Source organism: Enterobacter sp. SECR19-1250 (assembly GCF_013391025.1).
GTDB lineage: Bacteria > Pseudomonadota > Gammaproteobacteria > Enterobacterales > Enterobacteriaceae > Enterobacter > Enterobacter cloacae.
Genome location: NZ_JACASJ010000013.1, coordinates 37,031 through 61,917, shown reverse-complemented (window position 1 = coordinate 61,917; position 24,887 = coordinate 37,031). Strand labels below are relative to the sequence as shown.

Genomic DNA, 24,887 nt, shown 5'->3' with positions numbered 1-24,887 from the left:
GGCGGCTCATCATGAGGAGGAGCAGACTGATGTCGCAACCCTTACTGAAAGTGACCGAGCTGGCGAAAAGCTTTTCCGGCGTCTGGGCGCTGAGCAATGCCCAGTTGACCGTCGGGCCAGGAGAAATCCACGCCCTGCTGGGGGAAAACGGGGCGGGAAAATCCACGCTGCTGAAGGCGCTTGCGGGCGCGCAGCCGCAAACGCGCGGGGAGATCTGGTTCAACGGCGAAACGCTGCCGGTAGATGACTCCCCGGTGGAACGACAGAACAAGGGCATTATCACCATCTATCAGGAATTTAACCTGCTGCCCAACATGACCGTCGCGGAAAACATGTTCCTTGGGCGCGAGCCGCGCAAGCGGAACCTGATCGTCGATGAAAAAGCGGTAAACCAGGAGGCGCAGGTCATTCTCGATTACCTGCAGCTGAACGTCGCGCCGACCACACCCGTTGCCCGCCTGAGCGTGGCCCAGCAGCAGATGGTCGAGATCGCGAGAGCGCTGACCCTCAACGCCAGGCTGATCATCATGGATGAACCTTCCGCCGCGCTGAGCGACAGCGAAGTAGAAAGCCTGCACCGTGTGGTGCGGGAGCTTAAAAACCGCGGGGTGAGCATTATCTATGTGACGCACCGCCTGCATGAAGTTTTCCAGCTTTGCGACCGTTTCACCGTTTTCCAGGATGGCCGTTTCACCGGCACCGGCGCGGTGGCAGAAACGAACGTAGAGCAGCTGATCCGCCTGATGGTCGGGCGCGACGTGGCGTTTAACCGCCGTCCCGCCAGCGAAACCCACCATGAGGATAAACCCATCCGTCTGGCCGTGAAGGGGCTGAGCCGCGAAAAGCCGCCGCTGGATCCGCACGGTATTGCCCTGCATGACATCAGCTTCCATGTCCACGCGGGTGAGGTGCTGGGTATCGCCGGACTGGTGGGGGCAGGACGCACCGAAGTGGCCCGCTGCCTGTTTGGCGCAGACGCGTTTACCTCTGGCAGCTTTGAGCTGGACGGCGTGCCGTACCAGCCGCGCGACCCGCTGTATGCCCTCGATCAGGGCGTGGCGCTGGTGCCGGAAGATCGCAAAAAAGAGGGGGCGGTTCTGGGGCTGTCGATTCGCGACAACCTGTCGCTCTCCTGCCTTTCGTCACTGCTGCACTGGCGCTGGTTCGTCAATACCCGCAAAGAGGACGATCTGATTGAGTCCTACCGCCAGGCGCTGCAGATCAAAATGGTCAACAGTGCGCAGGAGGTGCGCAAGCTCTCCGGCGGTAACCAGCAAAAAGTGATCCTCGCGCGCTGCATGGCGCTCAACCCACGGGTGCTGATTGTCGATGAGCCAACGCGTGGTATCGACGTGGGGACCAAATCAGAAGTGCACCAGGTGCTGTTTGACATGGCGAAAAAGGGCGTGGCGGTGATTGTGATCTCCTCCGATCTGCCTGAAGTGATGGCGGTGTCCGACCGGATCATCACCCTGAGCGAAGGCCGGGTCACCGGCGAGATCCATGGCGATGATGCTAACGAAGAGCGGCTGATGACGATGATGGCCATCAACCACAACGCCCTGAACGCGGCATAACGGAGTTTCTCATGACGCAGATGATTTCTAAAACGCAGGCCCCGGTCAAACGCGCCGGACGCATCGATCCCATCGCCTTCTTCGAGCGCTTTGGGGTGCTGATTTTCATGATCCTGCTGCTGATCTTCTTCCAGTCGCAGAACAGCAATTTTTTCTCGGAACGCAACATTTTCAACATCCTGACCGAAGTCTCCATCTACGGGATCATGGCCGTGGGGATGACCTTCGTCATCCTGACCGCCGGGATCGACCTCTCCGTCGGCTCCATTCTGGCGGTGTGCGCCATGACCGCGGCGTATGTGATTAAAGGCGACAACTTTACCACCGTCGACCCGAACGCCTGGGGCGGCATGAGCTGGCTGATAGGGCTGGGGATTTGTCTGGCGATGGGCACGGCGATTGGTTTTCTGCATGGCCTGGGCGTCACCCGCCTGCGTCTGCCGCCGTTCATCGTCACCCTCGGGGGGATGACCATCTGGCGCGGCCTGACCCTGGTGATTAACGACGGCGCGCCAATCGCCGGTTTCGATCAGGGCTACCGCTGGTGGGGACGGGGCGAGCTGCTCGGTATCTCCATTCCGATCTGGATCTTCGCCATCGTCGCCGTTGGCGGTTATCTGGCGCTGCACAAAACCCGCTGGGGGCGCTTCGTTTACGCCATCGGTGGCAACCCGGAGGCGGCGCGTCTGGCGGGTGTGAACGTGAAGCGCGTACTGGTCAGCGTCTATGTGCTGATTGGCTGTCTGGCGGGGCTGGCGGGCTTTATTCTCAGCGCGCGACTGGGGAGCGCCGAGGCGGTGGCCGGGATCTCCTTTGAGTTGCGCGTCATTGCCTCGGTGGTGATTGGCGGCACCTCGCTGATGGGCGGCTACGGACGCATCGGCGGCACCATTATCGGCTCCATCATTATGGGCATTCTGATTAACGGCCTGGTGCTGATGAACGTCTCGGCTTACTACCAGCAGATTATCACCGGGTTAATTATCGTTCTGGCGGTGTCATTCGACACCTACGCCAAGAGCCGTCGCGGCGCACTGTGAGGATCACGATGAAAGAGGTTCGTATTGGATTAATTGGCACCGGGTATATCGGCAAGGCGCATGCCATCGCCTATGCCCAGGCCCCGACGGTGTTCAACCTGCGCGGCAAGCTGGTGCGTGAGATGGTGGCCGAGGTAAACCCGACGCTGGCGGCAGAGCGCGCGCAGGCGTTTGGCTTTAACCGTTCAACGGGAGACTGGCGGGCGCTGGTGGCCGACCCGGCCATTGATGTAGTGGATATTTGCTCGCCCAACCATCTGCATAAAGAGATGGCGCTGGAGGCGATCCGCCACGGCAAGCACGTTTACTCGGAAAAACCGCTGGCGCTGAACGCCCACGACGCGCGTGAGATGGTCGAGGCCGCTAAGCGGGCTGGGGTGAAAACCCTGGTGGGCTTCAACTACATGAAAAACCCGACGGCGCAGCTGGCGAAAGAGATTATCGCCCGCGGCGAAATAGGCGAGGTGATCCACTTCTACGGCACCCACAACGAAGACTATATGGCCGACCCGCTTTCGCCCATTCACTGGCACTGCTTCAAAGAGACTGCCGGGCTGGGGGCGCTGGGCGATCTGGCGGCGCATATCGTCAATATGGCGCAGTACCTGGTGGGGGAGATTGAGCAGGTTTGCGGCGACCTGAAGATTGTGGTCCCGGAACGTCCGGCGAAGGCCGGGTCGTCGGACATGATTGCCGTCGAAAACGAGGATCAGGCCCACGCGATGGTACGTTTCGCGGGCGGGGCGCAGGGTGTGATTGAAACCTCCCGCGTCGCCTGCGGCCGCAAGATGGGGTTGTCATATGTGATCACCGGAACGAAAGGCGCCATCAGCTTCACTCAGGAGCGCATGGCCGAGCTGAAGCTCTATCTGCATGACGATCCGGTCAACCGTCAGGGATTCCGCACGCTGCTGGTTGGCCCGGCACACCCGGACTACGGCGCGTTCTGTATGGGCGCAGGCCACGGTATTGGCTTTAACGATCAAAAAACGGTGGAAGTGCGTGACCTGGTGGATGGCATTGCCGCCGACGCACCGATGTGGCCGGACTTTGAAGAGGGCTGGAAAGTCTCGCGCGTGCTGGACGCCATCGCACTCTCACACCAGCAAGGCCGCTGGCTGAACGTGAATGACATTGTCTGAAGAGGTATCAACGTGGAAAAGCAGTTTGATGTGATATGCATGGGCCGCGTGGCGGTAGACCTCTACAGTCAGCAGATTGGTGCGCGGCTGGAGGATGTGTCGAGCTTTGCCAAATATCTCGGTGGCTCGTCCGGCAACGTGGCGTACGGCACGGCGCGGCAGGGGTTGCGTTCGTCGATGCTGGCGCGCGTGGGCGACGAGCATATGGGCCGATTCCTGCGCGAAGAGCTAAATCAGGTGGGCTGTGATACCAGCCATCTGATCACCGATAAAACACGCCTCACGGCGCTGGTGCTACTCGGCATTAAAGACCGGGACACCTTTCCTCTGATTTTTTATCGCGATAACTGCGCGGATATGGCCATTACGGCCAGCGATGTGGACGAAAACTACATCGCTTCCGCACGGTGTCTTGCCATCACCGGGACTCACCTTTCTCATCCGCAGACCCGCGAGGCGGTGCTGACGGCGCTGGGCTACGCCCGTCGTCACGGCGTGCGCACGGTGCTGGACATTGATTACCGCCCGGTGCTGTGGGGGCTGACCTCCTTAGGCGACGGCGAAACGCGCTTTATCGCGGCCGATCAGGTCACCCGTGAACTTCAGGAGGTGCTGCACCTCTTCGACGTCATTGTCGGCACCGAGGAGGAGTTTCACATTGCGGGCGGCAGCATGGACACCCTGCTGGCGCTGGCGCAGGTGCGTGCCGTGAGTCAGGCCACACTGGTCTGCAAACGCGGCGCGCTTGGCTGTTCGGTCTATACCGGTGCCATTCCGGCCCGTCTGGATGACGGCCTGACGGTGACCGGCGTGCGCGTGGAGGTGCTGAACGTCCTCGGCGCGGGCGATGCCTTTATGTCTGGCCTGCTGCGCGGCTACCTGAACGACGAGGGCTGGGAGCAGGCGTGCCGCTATGCCAACGCCTGCGGCGCGCTGGTGGTCTCGCGCCACGGCTGCGCCCCGGCGATGCCGAGCAAAATTGAGCTGGATGACTATCTCTCGCGCGCCGCGCTCGTTCCACGCCCGGATCTCGACCCGCGTCTGAACCATCTGCACCGGGTCACCACCCGTCGCCGCGAATGGCAGGAATTGTGCGTAATGGCGTTCGATCACCGCAGTCAGCTTGAAGATATGGCGCTGCAGTGCGGGGCGTCGCTCAAACGTATTCCGGCGCTCAAGCAGCTGATCCTGCAGGCCAGCCGCGAGGCGGCGAGCCGTGCCGGGCTGGCAGGCAAAGCGGGCCTGCTGTGTGACGGTACGTTTGGTCAGGACGCGCTCAACGCCATTACCGGTGAAGGGTGGTGGATCGGGCGGCCCATTGAGCTGCCGGGCTCCCGTCCGCTGGAGATGGAGCACGGCAACATTGGCACCCAGCTTATCAGCTGGCCGCAGGAGCATGTGGTGAAGTGCCTGGTCTTTTTCCACCCGGAAGATGCCCACGGCCTGCGCCTGGAGCAGGAGCAGAAAATTGCCGAGGTCTACCACGCCTGCTGCCAGTCCGGGCATGAGCTGCTGCTGGAGGTGATATTGCCCGCCAGCATGCCGCGCAGCGATGAACTTTATCTGCGTGCCATCTCCCGCTTCTACAACCTGGGTATTTACCCGGACTGGTGGAAATTGCCGCCGCTGACGTCCGATGGCTGGACGGCACTGAGCGAGATTATCCAGCGTCGGGATCCGCACTGCCGTGGGGTGGTGATCCTCGGGCTGGATGCGCCGGCCGAGCAGCTGCGTGCCGGGTTTAACGCCGCGGCAGGGCACGAACTGGTGAAAGGATTTGCCGTGGGGCGCACGCTGTTTGGCGAAGCTTCCCGCGCATGGCTGAAACACGATATCGACGATGCGCAGCTGGTGGCGCGCATCCGGGACAATTACCTGCAGCTTATCGCCTGGTGGCGCGAGCGCGGACACGCATAATGGAGACGACAATGAGTGTGCAATTAGGCATTAACCCCCTGACGTGGACTAACGACGATCTGCCTTCCCTTGGTGCCGAAACGCCGCTGGAGACCTGTCTGAGTGAGGGGAAAGAGGCCGGTTTTGCCGGTTTCGAACTGGGCAACAAATTCCCGCGTGAAGCGCGCCTGCTTGGCCCCATTTTGCAGCGCCACGATCTGCAACTGGTCTCTGGCTGGTACTCCGGCCGCCTGCTGGAGCGCAGCGTGGAAGAGGAGATTGCCGCCGTGCAGTCCCACCTGACGCTGCTGCGTGAGCTGGGGGCAAAGGTGCTGGTATTTGCGGAGGTGAGCGGCTGCATTCACGGCGAGCAGCAGACGCCGGTGCATCTGCGCCCGCGCTTCCCGCAGGCACGCTGGAAGGAGTATGGCGAGAAGCTCACGGAATTTGCCCGCTACACTCAGCAGCAGGGGGTGCAGATTGCCTATCACCACCATATGGGGACGGTGATTGAGTCTGCTGACGACGTGGACAACCTGATGACCCATACCGGCGAAGAGATCGGGTTGCTGCTGGACACCGGTCACCTGACCTTTGCCGGGGCCGATCCGCTGACGGTGGCGCAGCGCTGGGCGTCGCGCATCAACCACGTTCACTGCAAAGATGTGCGTGCCGACGTGCTGGCAGATGTCAAAAACCGCAAAACCAGCTTCCTCGATGCGGTGCTGAGCGGCGTGTTTACCGTGCCGGGCGACGGTTGCGTGGATTATCCGCCGATCATGCAACTGCTGAAAGCGCAGGATTATCACGGCTGGCTGGTGGTGGAGGCGGAGCAGGATCCTGCGATTGCCCATCCGCTGACCTATGCCCGTCTGGGGTATAACAACCTGAGCCGTCTGGCGCGCGACGCCGGGCTTATCTGAGGAGGTGACATGTCACGTCTGCTATCACGCTGGCAACAGCCGAACGATGAAGGGCGGACCCAGTCCGTCACGCCGGAACGCGCCGGGTGGGGATATGTTGGCTTTGAGGCCTATGAGCTGCAGGAGGGGCAGCAGTTGACGCTGCCCGCCGTCAGCGAAGAGCGCTGTCTGGTGCTGGTGGCCGGGCGCGCCTCCATCAGCACGCCTTCCGCGCAGTTTAACGATATTGGCGAGCGGATGAGCCCGTTCGAGCGCATCAAGCCGTGGGCGGTGTACGTTACCCCGCAGGAGACGGTGCAAGTGAAGGCGCTCACGAAGCTGGAACTGGCGGTTTGTGCCGCTCCGGGTAAAGGTAGCTGGCCGACGCGGCTGATTGCACCGCAGGATATCGACGCTGAAGCGCGCGGCAAAGGCCATAACCAGCGCTATGTGCACAACATTCTGCCGGAAGACAAACCGGCTGACAGCCTGCTGGTGGTGGAGGTCTGGACCAACGAAGGCTGCACCAGCTCGTACCCGAGCCATAAGCACGACACGGATAATCCGCCCCAGGAGACGTATCTGGAGGAGACCTATTACCATCGCCTCAACCCGGATCAGGGGTTCTGCATGCAGCGGGTCTACACTGACGACAGAACGCTGGATGAATGCATGGCGGTCTACAACCGTGACGTGGTGATGGTGCCGAAGGGCTACCACCCGATGGCAACCATGGCGGGGTATGACAGCTACTACCTCAACGTGATGGCCGGGCCGGTGCGCAAATGGATGTTCACGTGGGAAGAGGACCACGCGTGGATTAACCGGGATTATCCCGCAGAGAGTGGGGGCTGAAGCGGCCTTTCTTGTCGGGTGGCGCTGCGCTGACCCGACCTACGAAACCGTAGGCTCGCACAAGCACAGCGCCGCTGGTCGAATTGTCTTCAGTGCATCTGCCTCGCCTGCTCAATCGTGCGGGCAATGGCTTCCGGCTGGCTCACCATCGACACGTGGCTTGCCGCGACCTCGGTGGTGTTCGCGTGGATGGCCTTTGCCATCGCGCGTTCAAGCTCAGGATTGATCATCCGGTCGTTCTTGCTTACCACATACCAGCTCGGCTTAGTGTGCCACGCCGCGCGAGTGACCTTTTCGCCAAACGCATCGCCCTTTATTGGCCCCTGTGTGGCAGCGATGATCTGTTGTTCACCCGGTTTCACATCCGGTGCGAAGTCCTTACTGACCGACGCAGGCGGCAGGTATAAAAAGCCGTCCGCGGTTTTCGCGATACCCGCGCTCCCCGGTGGCGCCGGGTAGCTATTCGCCAGCTCTGCCGTTGACTGACCGGCGTCCGGCGCGAACGCCGCCACATACACCAGCGATTTCACCCGCGCATCGTTGCCGGCCTCGCTAATCACGGTGCCGCCCCAGGAGTGACCTACCAGTACTACGTCCCCGTGTGCGCGAGCGATGGCGCGCCGGGTGGCTGCTACATCATCTTTTAGTGAGGTCAGCGGCAGCTGGACGGCTATAACCTCGGTGTGGCGTTTCTGCAAAAGGGAAATCACCTTGTTCCAGCTGCTGCCGTCGGCAAAGGCGCCATGCACCAGCACCACGCTGGTTTCACTCTGCGCAAAGGCGCTGGCCGACATCGCCAGCAGACCCGCCGTCAGTATCGATAATGTTTTCATCTTCAGCCTCCTCAGAAATGGTGGACCGGCGCATGCGGCGGCACGGTGAATTCAAGGGTTTTATGGTCGAGAGGCTTATGCGTCGGGTCGGCCAGTATAATGGTCACCTTGTGTTTTCCGGCGGGCAGTCCCACCAGAATCACCGGCTCACCGCTGGTGTCCGCCCAGTGCCAGGGCGCGTCATCCACCACAACGTGAATATGGCCGATGCGCGGAGTGACTTTCAGCGCATCGGGTCCAAAGACAGGTTCTATGCGCAGGTTTTCAACACGGTACTGAATAAAGACAGCCCCCTTACTCAGCGGGCCTGCCAGCGGCGGATCGACAATCAGCCTGGCGGGTGGCTGGGGCTGCTCAAGCGGGGCAACGGCAGCCGGACCGTTGACGTCGGCGGCGCTGAGATTATCCAGTGGTGCCCCCCAGGAGCTGACCGATGCCACGGCCAGGGCCGGGAGCAATAAATATCGGCGAATCATCTGTGTCTCCTTATCGGTTCATAGTGATAACGAACACAGAAGACCATTTTTATGTATCAGAGATGTTTGCTGCGGGCGGCTTTTTGTACCGGCTTGTCTGTGGGGCGTTCTCGATACAGAGTGATACATTCTGCGTGCCCGAACGGCGCACAATGGCGATCGCCAGCCCGGCAATCACCAGCGTTAACCCGGTAGACACCCACATAGCGCCCGCGATCCCCAGCGTTTTGTTAAGCCATGCGTATACAAACGGCGACGCTGCTGCCAACAGTTGTGCGGGGATCAGAAGCAAACCAGTGCGCCGGGCATAGCTTTCAGCGCTGAACAGCGCCAGCGGTAGCGTGGCTTTGACGATTGTCACCAGCCCGTTGATGGCGCCATAGCCCAGCACAAATCCGGCAGCACACCAGGCATACAGGGTACTGCTTAGCCCAAGAAGAAAGCAGAGCGGCATCGCGAGGGCGGTAAAGCGTGTAAGGGAGAGTGGGGTTGAGCGGGCTCCCGCCATGACCTCGATTGCGCGCGCCCCCGTCTGGCCGACTCCCCACAGCATGCCGAGGGCGATCGGCAGGCCGACGCTGGCGATAAACTCCGGCAGGTGGGTGGATGTGCCGTTAGAGACAAACGTAATGAGGGCGATAAACGTTGCGTAAAGCCAGCCGTTACGCCGTTCACCGGCCGGGATGGGGGCATTTACGCTGCGGGTAATCGCCAGACGCTGTTGGGGGAGGGTTCGAATGCATACCGCGCTCAGCAGTCCAAAAAGAGCGTAAATTTGCAGCGCATGCTGCCAGCTCATCACCTTCAGCAGCGTGTCTCCCAGCGGCCAAAAAACAGCAGACGCCAGCCCACCAGCCAGCGTAATGCGTGAGATCGTTTTTCGCGCCTGCTGTCCATACAGGTTTACCAGCGCGGCGAATAGCGCATCGTAGAGCGACAGGCGCATCCCGATACCGGTCACCAGCCAGGCGCTGTACCAGCCGGGAAGGGTCTGGGTGTATGCCATCCCCGCGCGGCTTACGGCGATCAGCAGCGTTCCACTCATTACCACGTTTTGCCCGCCAAAGCGTGCCAGCAGACGGGCGACAAAAGGGGAGACGGCGGCCATCACCAGCATCGCCAGCGTCAGGCCGAGATAGAGCTGGGGCGATGTCCATCCCCTGTCGGCGATAATGGCGAGGGCAAAAGTGCCGGGCATATAAAAAGAGATCCCCCAGTTGATAAGTTGATTACATCCGGCGGTGAGAGCGAGGCGGCGGGAAAGTGCAGGTGTTTCCATGAGTTTTCATTCCGTTATTCAGTTGTCCTGAGCATAACGGGCGCGGTATTGTGCTGGCAGTGCCGTATCTTTATGACCCGTATAAGAGAAACTTTGCATGACGACGCTCAATCTGGGATATCTTGCGACCTTCCGTCTGGTGATCCAGCGCGGCAGCTTTTCGGCTGCAGCGGATCTGCTCGGTATTTCCCAGCCCGCCGTTAGTCTGCAAATACGTCAGCTGGAACAGTTTCTGCAAACGCGGCTGGTAGAACGAACCGGGCGTGGCATCAAGGCTACACCTGCCGGACAGGCTCTGCTGCTCCACGAAGAGCGTATTCAGCAGGCGGTAGATGAAGCGGTTCGTTCCGTGAGTGAATTCAGCCACGACGTGAGCGGCACCGTGACGCTTGGCACTGGCGCAACGGCCTGTATCCATCTTTTACCGACGTTGTTGCAGCAGCTACGCAGCGACTACCCGCTCCTGAAAGTGGGGGTAACCACGGGCAACACCCTCGACATTGTCAGGGCGATAGAAGAAAACCGTCTCGATCTGGGGCTGGTGACCCTGCCGGTCAGTGGTAAAAGTCTGGACGTCATGACGGTGATGGACGAAGAGTTTGTTTTTATTGCCTCGCTTATGCAGCAGGAGCGATTTTCGCGTTTAACCCCTGAGGCGTTGCACCTTCAGCCGCTGATTGCCTTTGAATCCGGCAGTGGCACCCGCGCGCTGATAGATGGCTGGTTTGCTGCATGTGGGTTAGCGATTGCGCCGGTGATGCAGCTTGGCAGCATTGAGGCCATCAAACGGATGGTTCGCGCGGGGTTGGGTTATAGCATTGTACCGCGAATGGCGGTTGAACATGCCGCTGACCGCGAAGGGCTAAGAATCATGTCGCTTGAACCCGTATTGCGGCGGCAACTGGCTGTTGTGATGCGTCAGGATAAGATCCTCAGCAAAGGGATCGCGGCCATTATTCGGATAATACAAAACCCACCGGCGGATTAGCGATCGGCAGTATCGACGTTCAGGCTGGTTTGCTGCGACTGGAGTTTGTCCTGATGGTGATACCAGGCACCAATGGAGGAATAAACGAAGCGGCCAAAGAAAAACAGGAAGCTGATTAGCAATATGATGCGGGTCATTCGAGTGTTAAATCGATGTCGTTTTCGCATACGTGTGGCCTGACTCACTGTGTTTTTCCTGGACATACCCTTTTGGGCGACGCGGATATTAAGGCACAGCGGGAAGGGTGGGTCAATTCTGCGATGTGTAAATAACCGTCAACATATACATTAACCGATGTTATTAAAAATAATAATTGCATTTACGATATTGATAACACGAAGAAAATTAACCGGAAAAAAACAGAGGAAAGGAAATTTTGAATTAAATAGTTTGATTTAAGTCAACGGATTCCCCGCAGTGGTATTTAAAATCCCTCCTCCATACTGCTTGCCCCGTGTGTTAGCGGGCAGCACGTACGTCAGGTCGGATGCCTGTCTTCATTTTCCCTCAGGAGAAAGGGGTTTAACCGGGCATCTATGAACACTATTGCTTTCCTGAAACAGAATAAAGACCGCTGGTGGGCGCTGCCGCTTATTTTACCGGTGGTGTTGCTGCCCGTGCTGAGCGTGGCCAATACCCTGACGCAACTGGGTGACGGCATAGTGGCACTCTATTATCTGCCGCTCTTTTTCCTGCTCACCTTAATGCTGTTTTTCGGCGTTGGGGCTATTCCCGGAATAGTGCTGTCGCTGTTTATTCGCTATTACCCGCAAGTTGGGCTGTTTGAAACCGTTGCCGGGATCTTCCATTTTATTATTCCCTTAGTGCTGAGTTGGGGCGGTTATCGCGTCTTTGCCCCCAGACGCAATATGACGGCTTACGGCGATATACGGCTGATGGCGCAGCGCATTTTCTGGCAGGTGTTATGTCCGGCAACGCTGTTTCTGGTGCTGTTTCAGTTTGCGGTTTATCTGGGCGTGTATGAGAGTCGCCAGAGCCTGGCGGGGCTGAACCCGCTTAATATTCACACGCTGATCAACTATCAGGCGCTGCTGGTCAGCGGCTTAACGGGCGTACCGCTGAGTTACCTGATAATCCGGCTGATTCGCCATCCGCGTTATTTCAGGACATTGATTTCTCAGAGCCGCGCGCAGATAGATAAAAAGGTGACGCTCATCGAGTTTTTGGTCTGGTTGATCATACTGGGCGGGCTGCTGCTGTTGCTGCTGATACCAATGAATGAGAACAGCTCTATCTTCACCACTAACTACACGCTGTCGCTCCTGATGCCGGTGATGCTCTGGGGCGCGATGCGCTTTGGTTACAGGCTGACATCCCTCATCTGGACGCCGGTCCTGCTGGTCTCTATTCACTATTTTTACCGTTATATCCCTGTGAATCAGGGCTACGACATTCAACTGGCGATCACCTCTTCCAGCTACCTGGTCTTCTCGTTTGTGGTGGTCTATATGTCGATGCTGTCGACCCGCCAGCGTGCCGTGAATAAGCGCTCCCGCAGGCTGGCGCTCCTCGACCCGGTTGTCCATATGCCTAACCTGCGGGCGTTGTTACGCGATCTGGCCCGGAACCCGTGGTCGGCGCTCTGTTTACTGCGTATTCCTGAACTGGAAGTGCTGGGCCGAAATTATGGCGTATTGCTGCGAATTTTGTACAAACAGCAGCTGGCACAGTGGGTTAATGGCACACTCCAGCCCAATGAGCGGGTGTATCACCTTACCGGGTATGATCTGGCAGTGCGACTCAACGCGGAATCTCACCAGCAGCGAATCGAGACGCTGGATGAGCATATCAAACAGTTCCGTTTTATCTGGGATGGCATGCCGCTTCAGCCGCAGGTGGGCATGAGCTACTGCTATGTGCGCTCACCCGTGAACCATCTCTATCTGGTGCTGGGGGAGTTAGGGGTTATTGCCGATCTGTCGCTCTCAACCAACCACCCGGAAAACCTTCAGCAGCGTGGTGCTGTCCATCTGCAGCGCAGCCTGAAGGATAAAATCGCGATGATGAGCCGCCTGCAAAAGGCGCTCGACAACAACGAATTCACCCTGCTGGCGCAACCCGTTCGCGGCCTGCGTGGCGATCGCTATCATGAAGTGCTGCTGCGGATGCCGGATGCGGACGGCGCGTTACTTACTCCCGATCGGTTCCTGCCCGTCGCTCAGGAGTTTGGCCTGTCGTCGCGGGTCGATTTGTGGGTGCTGGAGCGCACGCTGCGCTTCCTGGCCGAACACCGTGACAGGCTGCCCGGCCAGCGCTTTGCCATTAATCTTGCGCCCTCAACCGTTTGTCGGGTTCAGTTCCCGCTGGAGGTGAGCCGTCTGCTGAATAAATACGCCGTGGAGGCGTGGCAGTTGATCTTCGAGGTGACCGAGTGCAGTACCTTCGGCAGCGCGGAGCAGGCGATGCATACCCTCCGGCAGCTACAAAAAATGGGCGTACGCATTGCGATAGATGATTTTGGTACCGGCTATGCAAGCTATGCGCGGCTGAAAAGCGTGGACGCAGACATCCTCAAGATTGACGGCAGCTTTATTCGCAATATCGTCAGTAACAGCCTGGATTACCAGATTGTGGCCTCTATTTGCCATTTAGCGCGAATGAAAAAGATGCTGGTGGTTGCGGAATATGTGGAGACCGAAGAGATACGTAGCGCGGTTCACGCGCTCGGTATCGACTATGTGCAGGGCTATCTGATAGGTCGGCCGGTGGCGCTTGAGTCACTGCTGGAGGCAGAGGCGTCCGTAGCGGACGCCTGAGCCGTTACGCCGCGACGTCGGCGCTCTCTTCTTCGATTTTGAGCAGCCAGCCGGTGACCGCTTCCCAGTACTGCTGCTCTTTTTCCAGATCCAGCAGAACCAGCGCATTCTGGCTAAACCAGTCGTGCGGGAAGCTCAGCGTCCAGTGATGGTCATCCGTTTTGAGTTTCAGCGTGGGCGGCGTGGTAGTGGCCTGACGCTGGTTATTCAGCAGCACGCCCAGACGCAGCAGCTGAATAAGCGGCAGGAACTGCTTTTTCTTGAACAGCGTGAAGCGCGGCAGATCGTCGAGCTTAATGGCTTTGCGATGATAGCGCACCAGCGTCGCCATCATGGTTTGCTGCTCCTGGTTGAAGCCCGGCAAATCGCTGTTTTGCAGAATGTAGGCGGAATGACGGTGCATGCCGCTGTGGTTAATGTTCAGCCCCACTTCGTGCAGCATCGCGGCCCATTTCAGCAGGGCGGCAAGCTGCGGATGGGCAAGCTTCGGATTCTGCTCCTGCCACTGATCGTACATCTGTACGGTCGTTTCCAGCACCCGCTTCGCCTGTTCGCGGTCGATGTTGTACTGGTTTGCCAGGCTTTGCGCGGTGCGGCTGCGAATATCCTGATGGCGGAAGCGGCCTTCCATCTCATACAGCACGCCTTCACGCAGCGCGCCGTCAGAGAGACGCAGCTCTTTAATTGCCAGCGCATCGAATACGCCGCACAGGATAGCCAGCCCCGGTACAAACACCGCTTTACGCTCGTCGGAAAGACCCGGCAGGCTTAACGCGTCGAAACTTTTATGTTTCAGCACCTCTTCGGTCAGCAACGTCAGGCGTTCGGGGGTGATAAAACCGTCTTTTTCACCCATCGCCAGCAGCACTTCATGGGCCGCTTTGATGGTGCCCGAGGCCCCCAGCGCGACGTTCCAGCCCTGGATACGGTACTGCCAGGCCAGATTTTCCAGCTTCTGAACGGCGGCCATGCGCGCCCGCTGGAAGTTTTCCCGCGAAATCGCACCGCCCGGGAAATACATCTGCGCAAAACTGACGCAGCCCATACGGCGGCTTTCCACCAGACGCGGTTCAAAGTCTTCACCAATGACCAGCTCTGTGGAGCCGCCGCCGATATCAATCACCAGCTTGCGGCCTTTTTCCGGCTGCGTGTGCTCAACGCCCATAAAAATCAGACGCGCCTCTTCGTTACCGGAGATGATCTCAATGGGGTAGGGGATCACTTTTTCCGCACGCTTGAGGAATTCAGGGGCATTCAGCGCCTGGCGCAGGGTATGCGTTCCCACAATGCAGACGCTGGAGGGTGAGAAGCCCTGCAGGCGTTCAGCAAACAGCGACAGGCAGTTCAGGCCGCGCTCCATCGCCTCTTCGCTGAGCATGCTGCGTTCATCAAGACCATCTGCCAGGTGTACGCGCTGCTTCAGACGACCGATGATCTGCAGCGCGCCATCCACCTCACGGGCGATGACCATGTGGAAACTGTTAGAACCAAGGTCGACCGCGGCGAATTCCTGTGGTCGTGGGGTCTTATCATTTATCGGCATAGGTTAATCGGGTTGCTCGAGTGATTTGATATAGTCGTAAATCGCCAGTTGCGACCGCACTTTGCGGCGGTTGCCGCGCGGTACATAGCGGTTACTGAGTTCTTTGTCGATATAGCGCGCTTTCACCGTGTCACTAAACAGAATCTCGATAATGTCGAGAATACGCTGTTTCAGGCGCGGATCCAGCAGCGGCGCTGCGACTTCAATTCGATAATCAATATTGCGCGTCATCCAGTCTGCCGAAGAGAGATAGACCTGTTTATCTCCCGCATTATCGAAAATATAGACCCGATCGTGCTCCAGGTAGCGGTCGACAATGCTGATGACGCGAATATTATCGCTGATACCTTCCAGTTCCGGGATGAGGGAGCACATGCCGCGGATCAGCAGGTTAACCGGAACGCCGGAGCTGGACGCCGCATAGAGTCTGTCCACGAGACCTTTGTCGACCAGATTGTTGAGCTTCAGCGTGATGCCGGACGACAAGCCTTTCTGGGCGTTGGCAATTTCTTTGTCGATCATATCGTACAGCAGGCGGCGCGAGTTCTGCGGTGACACCAGCAGATAATCGAAGCTCACCGGGCGGTACGGGTTCTCAATAAAGTTGAACACCCGGCGCACCTCGTTGGTGATGCGCGCGTCGGCGGTCAGCAGCGAGTAGTCGGTATAAATTCGTGCGGTTTTCTCGTTAAAGTTCCCGGTACCGATGTGGGCATAGCGCACCACGTCGTCACCCTCTTTGCGGGAGATAAGGAACAGCTTGGCGTGAATTTTCAGCCCCGGGGCGGAGAAGATAACGTGTACACCCGCCTCCGTCAGACGGCGCGCCCAATGGATATTGGCCTCTTCGTCGAAACGTGCCTGCAGCTCAACCACCACGGTTACTTTTTTGCCGTTGTGCGCGGCGTGGATCATCGCGTCGATGATGCGGGAGTCTTTCGCCACGCGGTAAATATTGATTTTGATTGCCAGCACGCTCGGGTCAAAGGAGGCCTGACGCAGCAGCTCCAGCACGTGTTCAAACGTGTGATACGGATAGTAGAGCAGGACGTCGCGTTCGCGGATGGCATCGAAACCGTTACGGAACTTATCGAACCAGAGATGACGCAGGCGCGGCAGCGGTTTATTCACCAGATTGGCTTTGCCGACGTTCGGGAAGCCAATAAAGTCTTTAAAGTTATGGTAACGACCGCCCGGCACGATGGAGTCATAGCGCGAGATAGTCAGCTTGTCGCGCAGCATTTCCACCATCGCGTCTGGCATATCACGCTGATAGACAAAGCGCACCGGTTCGGCCGTCAGACGCTGCTTGAGGCTGGAGGACATCAGCTCCATCAGGCTGGCTTCCATCTCGTGCACCAGGTCATATTCGGCGTCACGGGTCATCTTCATCGAGTAGGCGTTTAACGCGTCGTAATCGAAGAAGCCTTTGAAGATATCGTCCAGACAGTAGCGCAGGATGTTATCCAGCAGGATCATCGGTTTGCGTCTGCGCGGGGTTTCCGGCGGCAGGTTCACAAAACGTGGCACCTTGTCGGACGGGATCTCCAGCAGCGCGTAACGGATGGATTCACCGCGAATAATTTCCACCGCCAGGTAGGTGTAGTCATCTTTCAGGAACTGCACCAGATCGGTTTCGCGGTTGATCAGAATAGGGGTGATGTGCTGGCGCAGATACTGTTTAAAGTAGTGGCGCAGCCAGTTTTGTTGGTTAACGGAGAGCTGACGTTCGTTAATCAGGAAGATTTGATTGCGTGCCATCTCCAGCAGCAACTCGTTATAGAGGCCGTCAAATTCCTGATCGGCTTTCAACACGCGGGACTGAATTTTGCCTAACAGATGGCGAGAGTGAGAGTTTAAGCCCTGCTCTTCGCTGATGATGATCCGCCGTTTCAGCTCGGCAAAGCGAACCTTGTAGAACTCATCAAGGTTGTTGGAATAAATGCCCAAAAAACGCATGCGCTCAATAAGCGGGTTGCTTTTGTCCGCCGCTTCCTGGAGTACGCGTTCGTTGAATGCTAACCAGCTTAGCTCTTTCTCGATATATAACTTTTCCTGACCCATTACAGCTCACACTCCAGTTCAATCACAGGACGTGGTAAATCCGTCTCGTCCTTATTATGGCGAGCATTTCCACGATATGTCCAACAGTGCCAGAAAAGTATGACAGTTATTTTTTTGTTGGAGATTTTAGAAGGTTGGAGAAGGGAATATCGGGTAATGCGCTTTGTTGGTCGGGTACGCGCTGCTGCGCCACCCGACAGAACAGACTACTCTTCGGCCGCGTAACCCTGCGGGGGCAGTTTCACGCCATCCAGCCAGGCAGCCCCGTCGCGCATCGCCAGACGCCCGTCGACAAACCAGCTGACCACCAGTGGATAAATGGCATGTTCCTGGCTCTGCACCCGTTCGGTGATGTCGTCTTCGGTGTCGCCGTCAAAGACCGGGACTTTCGCCTGCAGGATCACCGGTCCGCCGTCCAGCTCATCGGTCACGAAATGCACCGAGGTCCCGTGCTCTTCATCGCCGTTTTCCAGCACCTGACGATGGGTGTGCAGGCCGGGATATTTCGGCAGAAGCGAAGGGTGGATATTCAGCAGACGTCCGGCGTAGTGCCCGACAAAGGCCGGGCTCAGGATACGCATATACCCCGCCAGCACCACAACGTCCGGCGCGTAGGCATCAATCTCCTGAACCAGTTCACGGTCAAACGCTTCACGGCCGGCGAACTGACTGGCCTCCAGCGCATGCGCGGGAATGTTTGCTTCCCGGGCGCGCTCAAGGCCGAACGCGTCGGCCTTGTTGCTGAATACTGCCCGAATGGTGCCATTGATTTTCTTCTGTTTGCAGGCGTCAATGATGGCCTGCAAATTGCTTCCGTTGCCGGAAATGAGCACCACGATGTTTTTCATTCAATGACCACACGCTGTTCGGAATCGGAAGCTTTGATAATACCGATTTTCCACGCGTTTTCACCTTTGTCCGTCAGCAGCTTAACGGCTTTATCCGCTTCGCTCGCTGGCAGGGCGATCACCATACCTACGCCACAGTTAAAGGTGCGGTACATTTCGTGAGAACTCACATTGCCCGCGGTTTGCAGCCAGTTAAAGACCGCTGGCCACTGCCAGGACGATTCGTCGATTACCGCCTGGGTGTTGTCCGGCAGTACGCGCGGAATGTTTTCCCAGAAGCCGCCACCGGTCAGGTGGGCAATGGCGTGAACCTCAACGTTCTCAATCAGATCCAGCACGTTTTTCACGTAGATGCGGGTCGGTGCCAGCAGATGGTCAGCCAGAGGTTTACCTTCAAGTTCGGTGGTTTGTGGGTCGCAACCGCTTACTTCGAGGATTTTACGCACCAGCGAGTAGCCGTTAGAGTGCGGGCCGCTGGAGGCCAGCGCAATCAGCACATCACCATCAGCCACTTTACTGCCGTCGATAATTTCTGATTTTTCTACCACACCCACGCAGAAGCCTGCGACGTCATAATCTTCGCCGTGATACATGCCAGGCATTTCTGCGGTTTCACCGCCAACCAGCGCGCAGCCAGACTGCAGACAGCCTTCGGCAATACCGTTGATCACGCTGGCTGCGGTATCCACATCCAGTTTGCCTGTCGCGTAGTAGTCGAGGAAGAACAGCGGCTCAGCGCCTTGTACCACCAGGTCGTTTACACACATCGCGACCAGATCGATACCGATCGTGTCGTGACGTTTTAAATCCATCGCCAGGCGCAGTTTTGTTCCTACACCGTCAGTACCCGAGACCAGAACAGGTTCACGATATTTTTGCGGCAGCGCGCACAGTGCGCCGAAGCCACCCAGACCACCCATCACTTCCGGGCGGCGGGTTTTTTTCACCACACCTTTGATTCGGTCAACCAGCGCATTACCTGCGTCAATATCAACACCGGCATCTTTGTAGCTGAGAGAAGTTTTGTTGGTCACGGCTCAAGTCCCCACGCGATTGCATAGCTAGTAAGAAAAATCGGCGCAATTCTAACAGTCCAGGCAAACGTTTGCGAGCCTATTCTCGGCGCGAGGATCTTTTTTTCTGCTCTACCCCCGGCGGCGCGCAAACTTGACTCCGTTCACGAAAATGAAACCGGTTTCGGCGATCTGCTTGCATGCGGTTTAGGGAATGAACATCATGAAATGAAACCGGTTTCAGTTTCATTTAGGAGGAATGAAGGCCATGAACATCGCCGCATTTGATATCGGTGGCACCGCGTTAAAAATGGGCATCGCGACAGCGCAGGGAGAGCTACTGCAAACGGATAAGGCCGCCATCAGGAACAGCGACGGTGACGCCATTCTTGCGCAGATGCTGAACTGGGTAACGGCCCATCCCGGGCTTAAGGGGATCGCCATCAGCGCGCCGGGGTATGTTAATCCGCATACCGGCTTTATTGAGATGGGCGGGGCCATTCGCCGCTTCGACCAGTTCGCAATGAAAGGCTGGCTTGAGGCGCATACGGGTTTACCGGTTACCGTCGAGAATGACGCTAACTGCGTGCTGCTGGCGGAGCGCTGGCAGGGCAAGGCGAAGGATATCGATAACTTTCTGGTACTGACAATCGGCACCGGGATCGGCGGGGCAATTTTCTGCAACGGCAGGCTGGTTCACGGGGCGCGTTTTCGCGCCGGAGAGTTCGGCTACATGCTTACGGAAAGGGCAGACTCAAGACGTGTTGCCCGCCACTCCATGAATGAAAACTGTACGTTACGCACGCTTCGCAAGCGCTATGCCGACTTTCACGGTCTGACGCTTGAGAGCGTCACCGGCGAGGCCATTTTTGATGGCTATGACGCAGGCGACACCGTATGCCACCGCCTGGTGGATGATTTTCTTAACGGCATTGCGACAGGGCTCTACAACCTGGCGAATGTGTTCGACCCGCAGACCATCTTCATTGGCGGCGGTATCGCGGAGCGGCCCGGGTTTATGGATCTGCTTCGCACCCATCTTGCGTGGTTTGGCATCGCAGATATCGCCGATGTCGTCAGCCACGGCAACCGGGCCGGTCTTGTCGGCGCGGTTTACCACTTCAGACAGCAGTATCCGTCAGCAATCAGCAACATCGAATGAGGGAAAGAGTATGTCAGGATTTAAAGAAGGTTTTCTGTGGGGCGGCGCGGTGGCCGCGCACCAGTTGGAAGGTGGCTGGAAAGAGGGCGGTAAAGGCGTAAGCGTCGCCGATGTTATGACCGCTGGCGCCCACGGCGTGCCGCGTGAAATCACCGACGGCGTGCTGCCAGGAAAAAATTACCCGAACCACGAAGCCATCGATTTTTACCATCGCTATAAAGAAGACATCAAACTCTTTGCGGAGATGGGGTTCAAATGCTTCCGTACCTCCATTGCCTGGACGCGTATTTTCCCGAAAGGGGATGAGCTGGAGCCGAACGAAGCGGGCCTTCAATTCTACGATGACCTGTTCGATGAGTGCCTCAAATACGGCATCGAACCGGTTATCACCCTGTCGCATTTTGAGATGCCGTATCATCTGGTCACCGAGTACGGCGGCTGGCGCAACCGTAAGTTGATCGACTTTTTTGTCCGCTTCGCAAAAGCGGTTTTCCAGCGCTATCAGCATAAGGTGAAGTACTGGATGACCTTTAACGAGATCAACAACCAGGCTAACTTCCACGAAGATTTTGCGCCGTTTACCAACTCCGGGCTGAAGTATGCGCCGGGTGAAGACCGTGAGCCGGTGATGTTCCAGGCCGCGCACTATGAGCTGGTGGCCAGCGCGCTGGCGGTAAAAGCCGGGCGCGAGATTAATCCTTCCCTGCAGATCGGCTGCATGATTGCCATGTGCCCCATTTATCCGCTGACCTGTGCGCCTGACGACATCATGATGGCGATGAACGCGATGCATCGTCGCTACTGGTTCACCGACGTTCATGTGCGTGGCAAGTATCCGCAGCATCTACTTAACTACTTTGCGCGTCGTGGTTTCACGCTGGACATTACCGAAGAAGACAAAGCGGCGCTGACGCAGGGCTGCGTGGATTACATCGGCTTTAGCTATTACATGTCCTTCACCACCAAAGCGACGGCGGATAACCCGGAACTGGATTACGATGAAAGCAAGAGCCTGGTCTCCAACCCGTACGTGCAGAAATCTGACTGGGGTTGGCAGATTGACCCGGTTGGCCTGCGCTACTCCCTGAACTGGTTCTGGGATCACTACCAGCTGCCGCTGTTCATCGTTGAGAACGGCTTCGGCGCGATTGACGTGCAGGAGAGCGACGGCACGGTGAACGACCAGTACCGCATTGATTATCTCTCGGCGCACATCCGCGAGATGAAAAAAGCGGTGGTGGAAGATGGCGTGGATCTGATGGGCTACACCCCGTGGGGCTGTATCGATCTCGTTTCTGCCGGCACCGGCGAGATGAAGAAACGCTACGGGTTTATCTTTGTTGATAAAGACAACGAAGGGAACGGCACGCTGAACCGCAGCAAGAAAAAGTCGTTTGACTGGTATAAGCAGGTGATTGCGAGCAACGGCGACAACCTGTAATTGTCGGGTGGCGCTTACGCTTACCCGACCTACACTACACGTAGGCCCGCGTAAGCGCAGCGCCACCGGGCAGAATCCCGCACCCAAGCCGGAGTCTCGCCTTCGGTTTTTTTGTCTCTAAATCACTTTGCTTGATATACGTCAAGCAAGATGGGTATGGCCTAATCCGAAAAAAGCGGTATAATCCCGCGATTTTTTTGCGGACGCCACCTCAGAGGAGAAAGAGAATGAAGATTGTGGAAGTGAAACACCCACTCGTTAAACACAAGTTGGGCCTGATGCGTGAGCATGACATCAGCACGAAGCGTTTTCGCGAACTGGCATCTGAAGTCGGCAGCCTGCTGACCTACGAAGCGACCTCTGACCTCGAAACGGAAAAAGTGACCATCGAAGGCTGGAACGGCCCGGTGCAGGTTGAGCAGATCAAAGGTAAGAAAATTACCGTGGTGCCAATCCTGCGTGCTGGTCTTGGCATGATGGAAGGCGTGCTGGAGCACGTACCGAGCGCGCGTATCAGCGTGGTGGGGATCTACCGTAATGAAGAAACCCTGGAGCCGGTTCCGTACTTCCAGAAGCTGGTGTCTAACATCGACGAGCGTATGGCGCTGGTGGTTGACCCGATGCTGGCGACCGGCGGCTCAATGATTGCCACCATCGACCTGCTGAAAAAAGCAGGCTGCAGCAGCATCAAAGTGCTGGTGCTGGTTGCGGCACCGGAAGGGATCGCGGCGCTGGAAAAAGCACACCCGGATGTGGAGCTGTACACCGCGTCTGTCGACCAGGGGCTCAACGAGCACGGGTACATCATCCCGGGGCTGGGCGATGCCGGCGATAAGATCTTTGGTACGAAATAATCGAATAACGATAAATAAGCCGACTTTGAAAGTCGGCTTTTTTTTGAATAAAACACACATAACTAACCATCTCAGAGGAAAACACTATGACGCGCCGTGCTATCGGGGTGAGTGAAAGACCGCCGCTTTTACAGACTATCCCGCTTAGTTTGCAGCACCTGTTCGCTATGTTTGGCGCAACCGTGCTGGTGCCAATCCTGTTTCACATTAACCCGGCTACCGTGCTGTTGTTCAATGGTATCGGGACGCTGCTGTACCTCTTTATCTGTAAAGGCAAAATCCCGGCGTATCTGGGGTCGAGCTTTGCTTTTATCTCGCCGGTGTTGCTGCTGTTGCCCCTGGGGTATGAAGTGGCGCTGGGCGGCTTTATCATGTGCGGCGTGCTGTTCTGCCTTGTCTCTTTCATTGTGAAGAAGGCCGGTACCGGCTGGCTGGATGTGATGTTCCCACCGGCGGCGATGGGGGCCATCGTTGCCGTCATTGGTCTGGAGCTGGCAGGCGTGGCGGCGAATATGGCTGGCCTGCTGCCTGCTGATGGGCAGTCGCCGGACTCTAAAACCATCATCATCTCACTGGTGACGCTGGGTGTGACGGTATTTGGCTCCGTGCTGTTCCGCGGTTTTATGGCGATTATCCCGATCCTGATCGGCGTGCTGGCGGGTTATGCACTCTCCTTCGTGATGGGCGTTGTCGATACCACGCCAATTGCTCAGGCGCACTGGTTTGCCCTGCCAACCTTCTATACGCCACGCTTTGAATGGTTTGCTATCTTCACTATTCTGCCTGCCGCGCTGGTGGTTATTGCTGAACACGTTGGCCACCTTGTGGTGACGGCGAACATCGTTAAACGTGACCTGATCCGCGACCCGGGTCTGCACCGTTCGATGTTTGCAAACGGCTTCTCGACGATCATCTCCGGTTTCTTTGGCTCCACGCCAAACACCACCTACGGTGAGAATATTGGCGTCATGGCGATCACCCGCGTTTACAGCACCTGGGTTATCGGCGGCGCGGCAATCATCGCAATCCTGCTCTCCTGCGTGGGTAAACTGGCGGCAGCGATCCAGATCATCCCGGTTCCGGTGATGGGCGGCGTGTCTCTGCTGCTGTACGGCGTAATTGGCGCATCCGGTATTCGCGTGCTGATTGAGTCCAAAGTGGACTACAGCAAAGCGCAGAACCTGATCCTGACTTCCGTTATCCTGATCATCGGCGTGAGCGGCGCGAAGGTACACATCGGCGCGGCCGAGCTGAAAGGCATGGCGCTGGCGACCATCGTTGGTGTGGGCCTGAGCCTGATTTTCAAGCTGATTTCCGTGATCCGCCCTGAAGAGGTGGTGCTGGACGCCGACGAAAGCGAAAAAGCGTCACACTGATTGTAAAACCGGGTGGGCGATCCGCCCGGTTCTCTCCTGGCAGGTTCCGTGCTAAACTCCGTTCCGATTTTATGTAAGATCTGGTTGAGGTACTTCTGAACGGACCGGCACAGCTCTCTCTGCCACTCTATCTCCCTGACGACGAAACTTTCGCGAGTTTCTGGCCGGGTGATAACCCCTCTTTACTGGCTGCACTGCAGAACGTGCTGCGCCAGGATCACAGCGGATACATCTATATCTGGTCACGCGAAGGCGCGGGACGCAGTCATCTGTTGCATGCCGCCTGTGCTGAGCTTTCAGCGCGGGGGGATGCGGTAGGCTATGTACCGCTGGATAAACGTACCTGGTTTGTGCCTGACGTGCTGGAGGGAATGGAACATCTCTCCCTGGTCTGCATCGATAATATCGAATGCGTGGCGGGGGATGAGCCGTGGGAAATGGCGATCTTTAACCTCTATAACCGTATCCTGGAGTCGGGCAAAACCCGGCTGCTGATCACCGGCGATCGTCCGCCGCGCCAGCTGAATCTGGGGCTGCCGGATCTGGCCTCCCGACTCGACTGGGGGCAAATCTACAAACTGCAACCGCTGTCAGATGAAGACAAACTCCAGGCGCTTCAGCTGCGCGCCAGACTGCGCGGATTTGAACTGCCGGAAGACGTAGGGCGCTTCCTGCTCAAGCGTCTGGATCGCGAGATGCGCACGCTGTTTGATACGCTCGATCAGCTCGATCGCGCCTCCATTACCGCCCAGCGCAAGCTCACCATTCCGTTTGTGAAAGATATTCTGAAGCTTTGAGTTTTTTGCCCGGTGGCGCTGCGC

21 protein-coding genes are annotated in these 24,887 nt (G+C 57.6%); 13 read left to right on the top strand and 8 right to left on the bottom strand.

The annotated features are described in order from the left end of the window. The first annotated feature begins 29 nt into the window (after positions 1 to 29). Genes HX884_RS05655 through iolB form a run of 6 tightly spaced genes read left to right on the top strand, consistent with a single transcriptional unit; the run spans position 30 to position 7,412 of the window. Positions 30 to 1,577, top strand: a complete 1,548-nt coding sequence (locus HX884_RS05655) for a sugar ABC transporter ATP-binding protein (protein WP_029882255.1) — start codon at positions 30 to 32, stop codon at positions 1,575 to 1,577. Positions 1,578 to 1,588: 11 nt separating this feature from the next. Continuing rightward, positions 1,589 to 2,617 carry an ABC transporter permease gene (locus HX884_RS05650; protein WP_178327828.1) on the top strand — a complete coding sequence of 343 codons (1,029 nt, stop codon included), beginning with the start codon at positions 1,589 to 1,591 and terminating at the stop codon, positions 2,615 to 2,617. 8 nt (positions 2,618 to 2,625) lie between these two features. Then, positions 2,626 to 3,759: a Gfo/Idh/MocA family protein gene (locus tag HX884_RS05645; protein ID WP_045293452.1), complete on the top strand. Its 1,134-nt coding sequence runs from the start codon at positions 2,626 to 2,628 to the stop codon at positions 3,757 to 3,759. A gap of 12 nt (positions 3,760 to 3,771) precedes the next feature. After that, positions 3,772 to 5,676 (top strand): 5-dehydro-2-deoxygluconokinase, encoded by a 1,905-nt coding sequence (gene iolC, locus HX884_RS05640; protein ID WP_062729945.1) that lies wholly within the window; start codon positions 3,772 to 3,774, stop codon positions 5,674 to 5,676. A gap of 11 nt (positions 5,677 to 5,687) precedes the next feature. Next, entirely contained in the window at positions 5,688 to 6,578 is an 891-nt protein-coding gene (iolE, locus tag HX884_RS05635; protein WP_178327827.1) for a myo-inosose-2 dehydratase, read from the top strand. Positions 6,579 to 6,587: 9 nt separating this feature from the next. Continuing rightward, positions 6,588 to 7,412 (top strand): 5-deoxy-glucuronate isomerase, encoded by an 825-nt coding sequence (iolB, locus tag HX884_RS05630; RefSeq protein WP_178327826.1) that lies wholly within the window; start codon positions 6,588 to 6,590, stop codon positions 7,410 to 7,412. 89 nt (positions 7,413 to 7,501) lie between these two features. Here the strand turns inward: iolB and HX884_RS05625 are convergent, their stop codons facing one another. The 3 genes from HX884_RS05625 to HX884_RS05615 are packed head-to-tail and all read right to left on the bottom strand — an operon-like array spanning position 7,502 to position 10,000. Then, entirely contained in the window at positions 7,502 to 8,245 is a 744-nt protein-coding gene (locus HX884_RS05625; protein WP_047023246.1) for an alpha/beta fold hydrolase, read from the bottom strand. Between the two features lie 11 nt (positions 8,246 to 8,256). Next, on the bottom strand, positions 8,257 to 8,721 hold the full coding sequence (locus tag HX884_RS05620; RefSeq protein ID WP_014832874.1) for a DUF6130 family protein: 465 nt from the start codon (positions 8,719 to 8,721) through the stop codon (positions 8,257 to 8,259). Positions 8,722 to 8,770: 49 nt separating this feature from the next. Next, positions 8,771 to 10,000, bottom strand: a complete 1,230-nt coding sequence (locus HX884_RS05615) for an MFS transporter (protein ID WP_178327825.1) — start codon at positions 9,998 to 10,000, stop codon at positions 8,771 to 8,773. A gap of 97 nt (positions 10,001 to 10,097) precedes the next feature. Between HX884_RS05615 and HX884_RS05610 the strand changes: the two genes are divergently transcribed. After that, positions 10,098 to 10,988 (top strand): LysR family transcriptional regulator, encoded by an 891-nt coding sequence (locus tag HX884_RS05610; RefSeq protein ID WP_047352201.1) that lies wholly within the window; start codon positions 10,098 to 10,100, stop codon positions 10,986 to 10,988. On the opposite strand, the gene HX884_RS05605 is transcribed toward HX884_RS05610, so the two are convergent. Further along, a complete protein-coding gene (locus HX884_RS05605; RefSeq protein WP_028027964.1) occupies positions 10,985 to 11,155 on the bottom strand; it encodes a YfgG family protein in 171 nt (56 codons plus the stop codon). The two genes, HX884_RS05610 and HX884_RS05605, sit on opposite strands and share 4 nt — an antisense overlap. Positions 11,156 to 11,524: 369 nt before the next feature. On the opposite strand from HX884_RS05605, the gene HX884_RS05600 reads away from it, so the two are divergent. Next, on the top strand, positions 11,525 to 13,765 hold the full coding sequence (locus tag HX884_RS05600) for an EAL domain-containing protein (protein WP_178327824.1): 2,241 nt from the start codon (positions 11,525 to 11,527) through the stop codon (positions 13,763 to 13,765). 4 nt (positions 13,766 to 13,769) lie between these two features. On the opposite strand, the gene ppx is transcribed toward HX884_RS05600, so the two are convergent. From ppx to purM, 4 genes are all read right to left on the bottom strand, one after another. Next, on the bottom strand, positions 13,770 to 15,308 hold the full coding sequence (gene ppx, locus HX884_RS05595; RefSeq protein WP_014832869.1) for an exopolyphosphatase: 1,539 nt from the start codon (positions 15,306 to 15,308) through the stop codon (positions 13,770 to 13,772). A 3-nt stretch (positions 15,309 to 15,311) separates the two neighbouring features. Continuing rightward, on the bottom strand, positions 15,312 to 17,372 hold the full coding sequence (gene ppk1, locus HX884_RS05590) for a polyphosphate kinase 1 (RefSeq protein WP_013098243.1): 2,061 nt from the start codon (positions 17,370 to 17,372) through the stop codon (positions 15,312 to 15,314). A gap of 206 nt (positions 17,373 to 17,578) precedes the next feature. Continuing rightward, positions 17,579 to 18,220, bottom strand: coding sequence for a phosphoribosylglycinamide formyltransferase (gene purN / locus HX884_RS05585; RefSeq protein ID WP_020689985.1), 642 nt, complete (start codon positions 18,218 to 18,220; stop codon positions 17,579 to 17,581). Next, positions 18,217 to 19,254, bottom strand: coding sequence for a phosphoribosylformylglycinamidine cyclo-ligase (purM, locus tag HX884_RS05580; protein ID WP_178327823.1), 1,038 nt, complete (start codon positions 19,252 to 19,254; stop codon positions 18,217 to 18,219). The genes purN and purM overlap by 4 nt, the downstream gene beginning before the upstream one ends. Positions 19,255 to 19,501: 247 nt before the next feature. On the opposite strand from purM, the gene bglK reads away from it, so the two are divergent. From bglK to HX884_RS05555, 5 genes are all read left to right on the top strand, one after another. After that, positions 19,502 to 20,395, top strand: coding sequence for a beta-glucoside kinase BglK (gene bglK / locus HX884_RS05575; RefSeq protein WP_178327822.1), 894 nt, complete (start codon positions 19,502 to 19,504; stop codon positions 20,393 to 20,395). Between the two features lie 10 nt (positions 20,396 to 20,405). Next, positions 20,406 to 21,836: a 6-phospho-beta-glucosidase gene (locus tag HX884_RS05570; RefSeq protein WP_047352197.1), complete on the top strand. Its 1,431-nt coding sequence runs from the start codon at positions 20,406 to 20,408 to the stop codon at positions 21,834 to 21,836. A 227-nt stretch (positions 21,837 to 22,063) separates the two neighbouring features. Further along, complete coding sequence (gene upp / locus HX884_RS05565) at positions 22,064 to 22,690, top strand: uracil phosphoribosyltransferase (RefSeq protein WP_003860560.1); 627 nt, start codon at positions 22,064 to 22,066, stop codon at positions 22,688 to 22,690. Between the two features lie 86 nt (positions 22,691 to 22,776). Continuing rightward, positions 22,777 to 24,066 (top strand): uracil permease, encoded by a 1,290-nt coding sequence (gene uraA, locus HX884_RS05560; RefSeq protein ID WP_013098238.1) that lies wholly within the window; start codon positions 22,777 to 22,779, stop codon positions 24,064 to 24,066. Between the two features lie 95 nt (positions 24,067 to 24,161). Then, positions 24,162 to 24,863 carry a DnaA inactivator Hda gene (locus tag HX884_RS05555; protein WP_211944493.1) on the top strand — a complete coding sequence of 234 codons (702 nt, stop codon included), beginning with the start codon at positions 24,162 to 24,164 and terminating at the stop codon, positions 24,861 to 24,863. Positions 24,864 to 24,887: the final 24 nt, after the last annotated feature.

Excerpts from the sequence above, each read along its gene's own strand:
- HX884_RS05655 (WP_029882255.1), top strand. The coding sequence starts at position 30 with ATGTCGCAACCCTTACTGAAAGTGACCGAGCTGGCGAAAAGCTTTTCC.
- HX884_RS05650 (WP_178327828.1), top strand. The coding sequence starts at position 1,589 with ATGACGCAGATGATTTCTAAAACGCAGGCCCCGGTCAAACGCGCCGGA.
- HX884_RS05645 (WP_045293452.1), top strand. The coding sequence starts at position 2,626 with ATGAAAGAGGTTCGTATTGGATTAATTGGCACCGGGTATATCGGCAAG.
- iolE (WP_178327827.1), top strand. The coding sequence starts at position 5,688 with ATGAGTGTGCAATTAGGCATTAACCCCCTGACGTGGACTAACGACGAT.
- iolB (WP_178327826.1), top strand. The coding sequence starts at position 6,588 with ATGTCACGTCTGCTATCACGCTGGCAACAGCCGAACGATGAAGGGCGG.
- HX884_RS05625 (WP_047023246.1), bottom strand. The coding sequence starts at position 8,245 with ATGAAAACATTATCGATACTGACGGCGGGTCTGCTGGCGATGTCGGCC.
- HX884_RS05620 (WP_014832874.1), bottom strand. The coding sequence starts at position 8,721 with ATGATTCGCCGATATTTATTGCTCCCGGCCCTGGCCGTGGCATCGGTC.
- HX884_RS05615 (WP_178327825.1), bottom strand. The coding sequence starts at position 10,000 with ATGGAAACACCTGCACTTTCCCGCCGCCTCGCTCTCACCGCCGGATGT.
- HX884_RS05610 (WP_047352201.1), top strand. The coding sequence starts at position 10,098 with ATGACGACGCTCAATCTGGGATATCTTGCGACCTTCCGTCTGGTGATC.
- HX884_RS05605 (WP_028027964.1), bottom strand. The coding sequence starts at position 11,155 with ATGCGAAAACGACATCGATTTAACACTCGAATGACCCGCATCATATTG.
- HX884_RS05600 (WP_178327824.1), top strand. The coding sequence starts at position 11,525 with ATGAACACTATTGCTTTCCTGAAACAGAATAAAGACCGCTGGTGGGCG.
- ppx (WP_014832869.1), bottom strand. The coding sequence starts at position 15,308 with ATGCCGATAAATGATAAGACCCCACGACCACAGGAATTCGCCGCGGTC.
- ppk1 (WP_013098243.1), bottom strand. The coding sequence starts at position 17,372 with ATGGGTCAGGAAAAGTTATATATCGAGAAAGAGCTAAGCTGGTTAGCA.
- purN (WP_020689985.1), bottom strand. The coding sequence starts at position 18,220 with ATGAAAAACATCGTGGTGCTCATTTCCGGCAACGGAAGCAATTTGCAG.
- bglK (WP_178327822.1), top strand. The coding sequence starts at position 19,502 with ATGAACATCGCCGCATTTGATATCGGTGGCACCGCGTTAAAAATGGGC.
- HX884_RS05570 (WP_047352197.1), top strand. The coding sequence starts at position 20,406 with ATGTCAGGATTTAAAGAAGGTTTTCTGTGGGGCGGCGCGGTGGCCGCG.
- upp (WP_003860560.1), top strand. The coding sequence starts at position 22,064 with ATGAAGATTGTGGAAGTGAAACACCCACTCGTTAAACACAAGTTGGGC.
- uraA (WP_013098238.1), top strand. The coding sequence starts at position 22,777 with ATGACGCGCCGTGCTATCGGGGTGAGTGAAAGACCGCCGCTTTTACAG.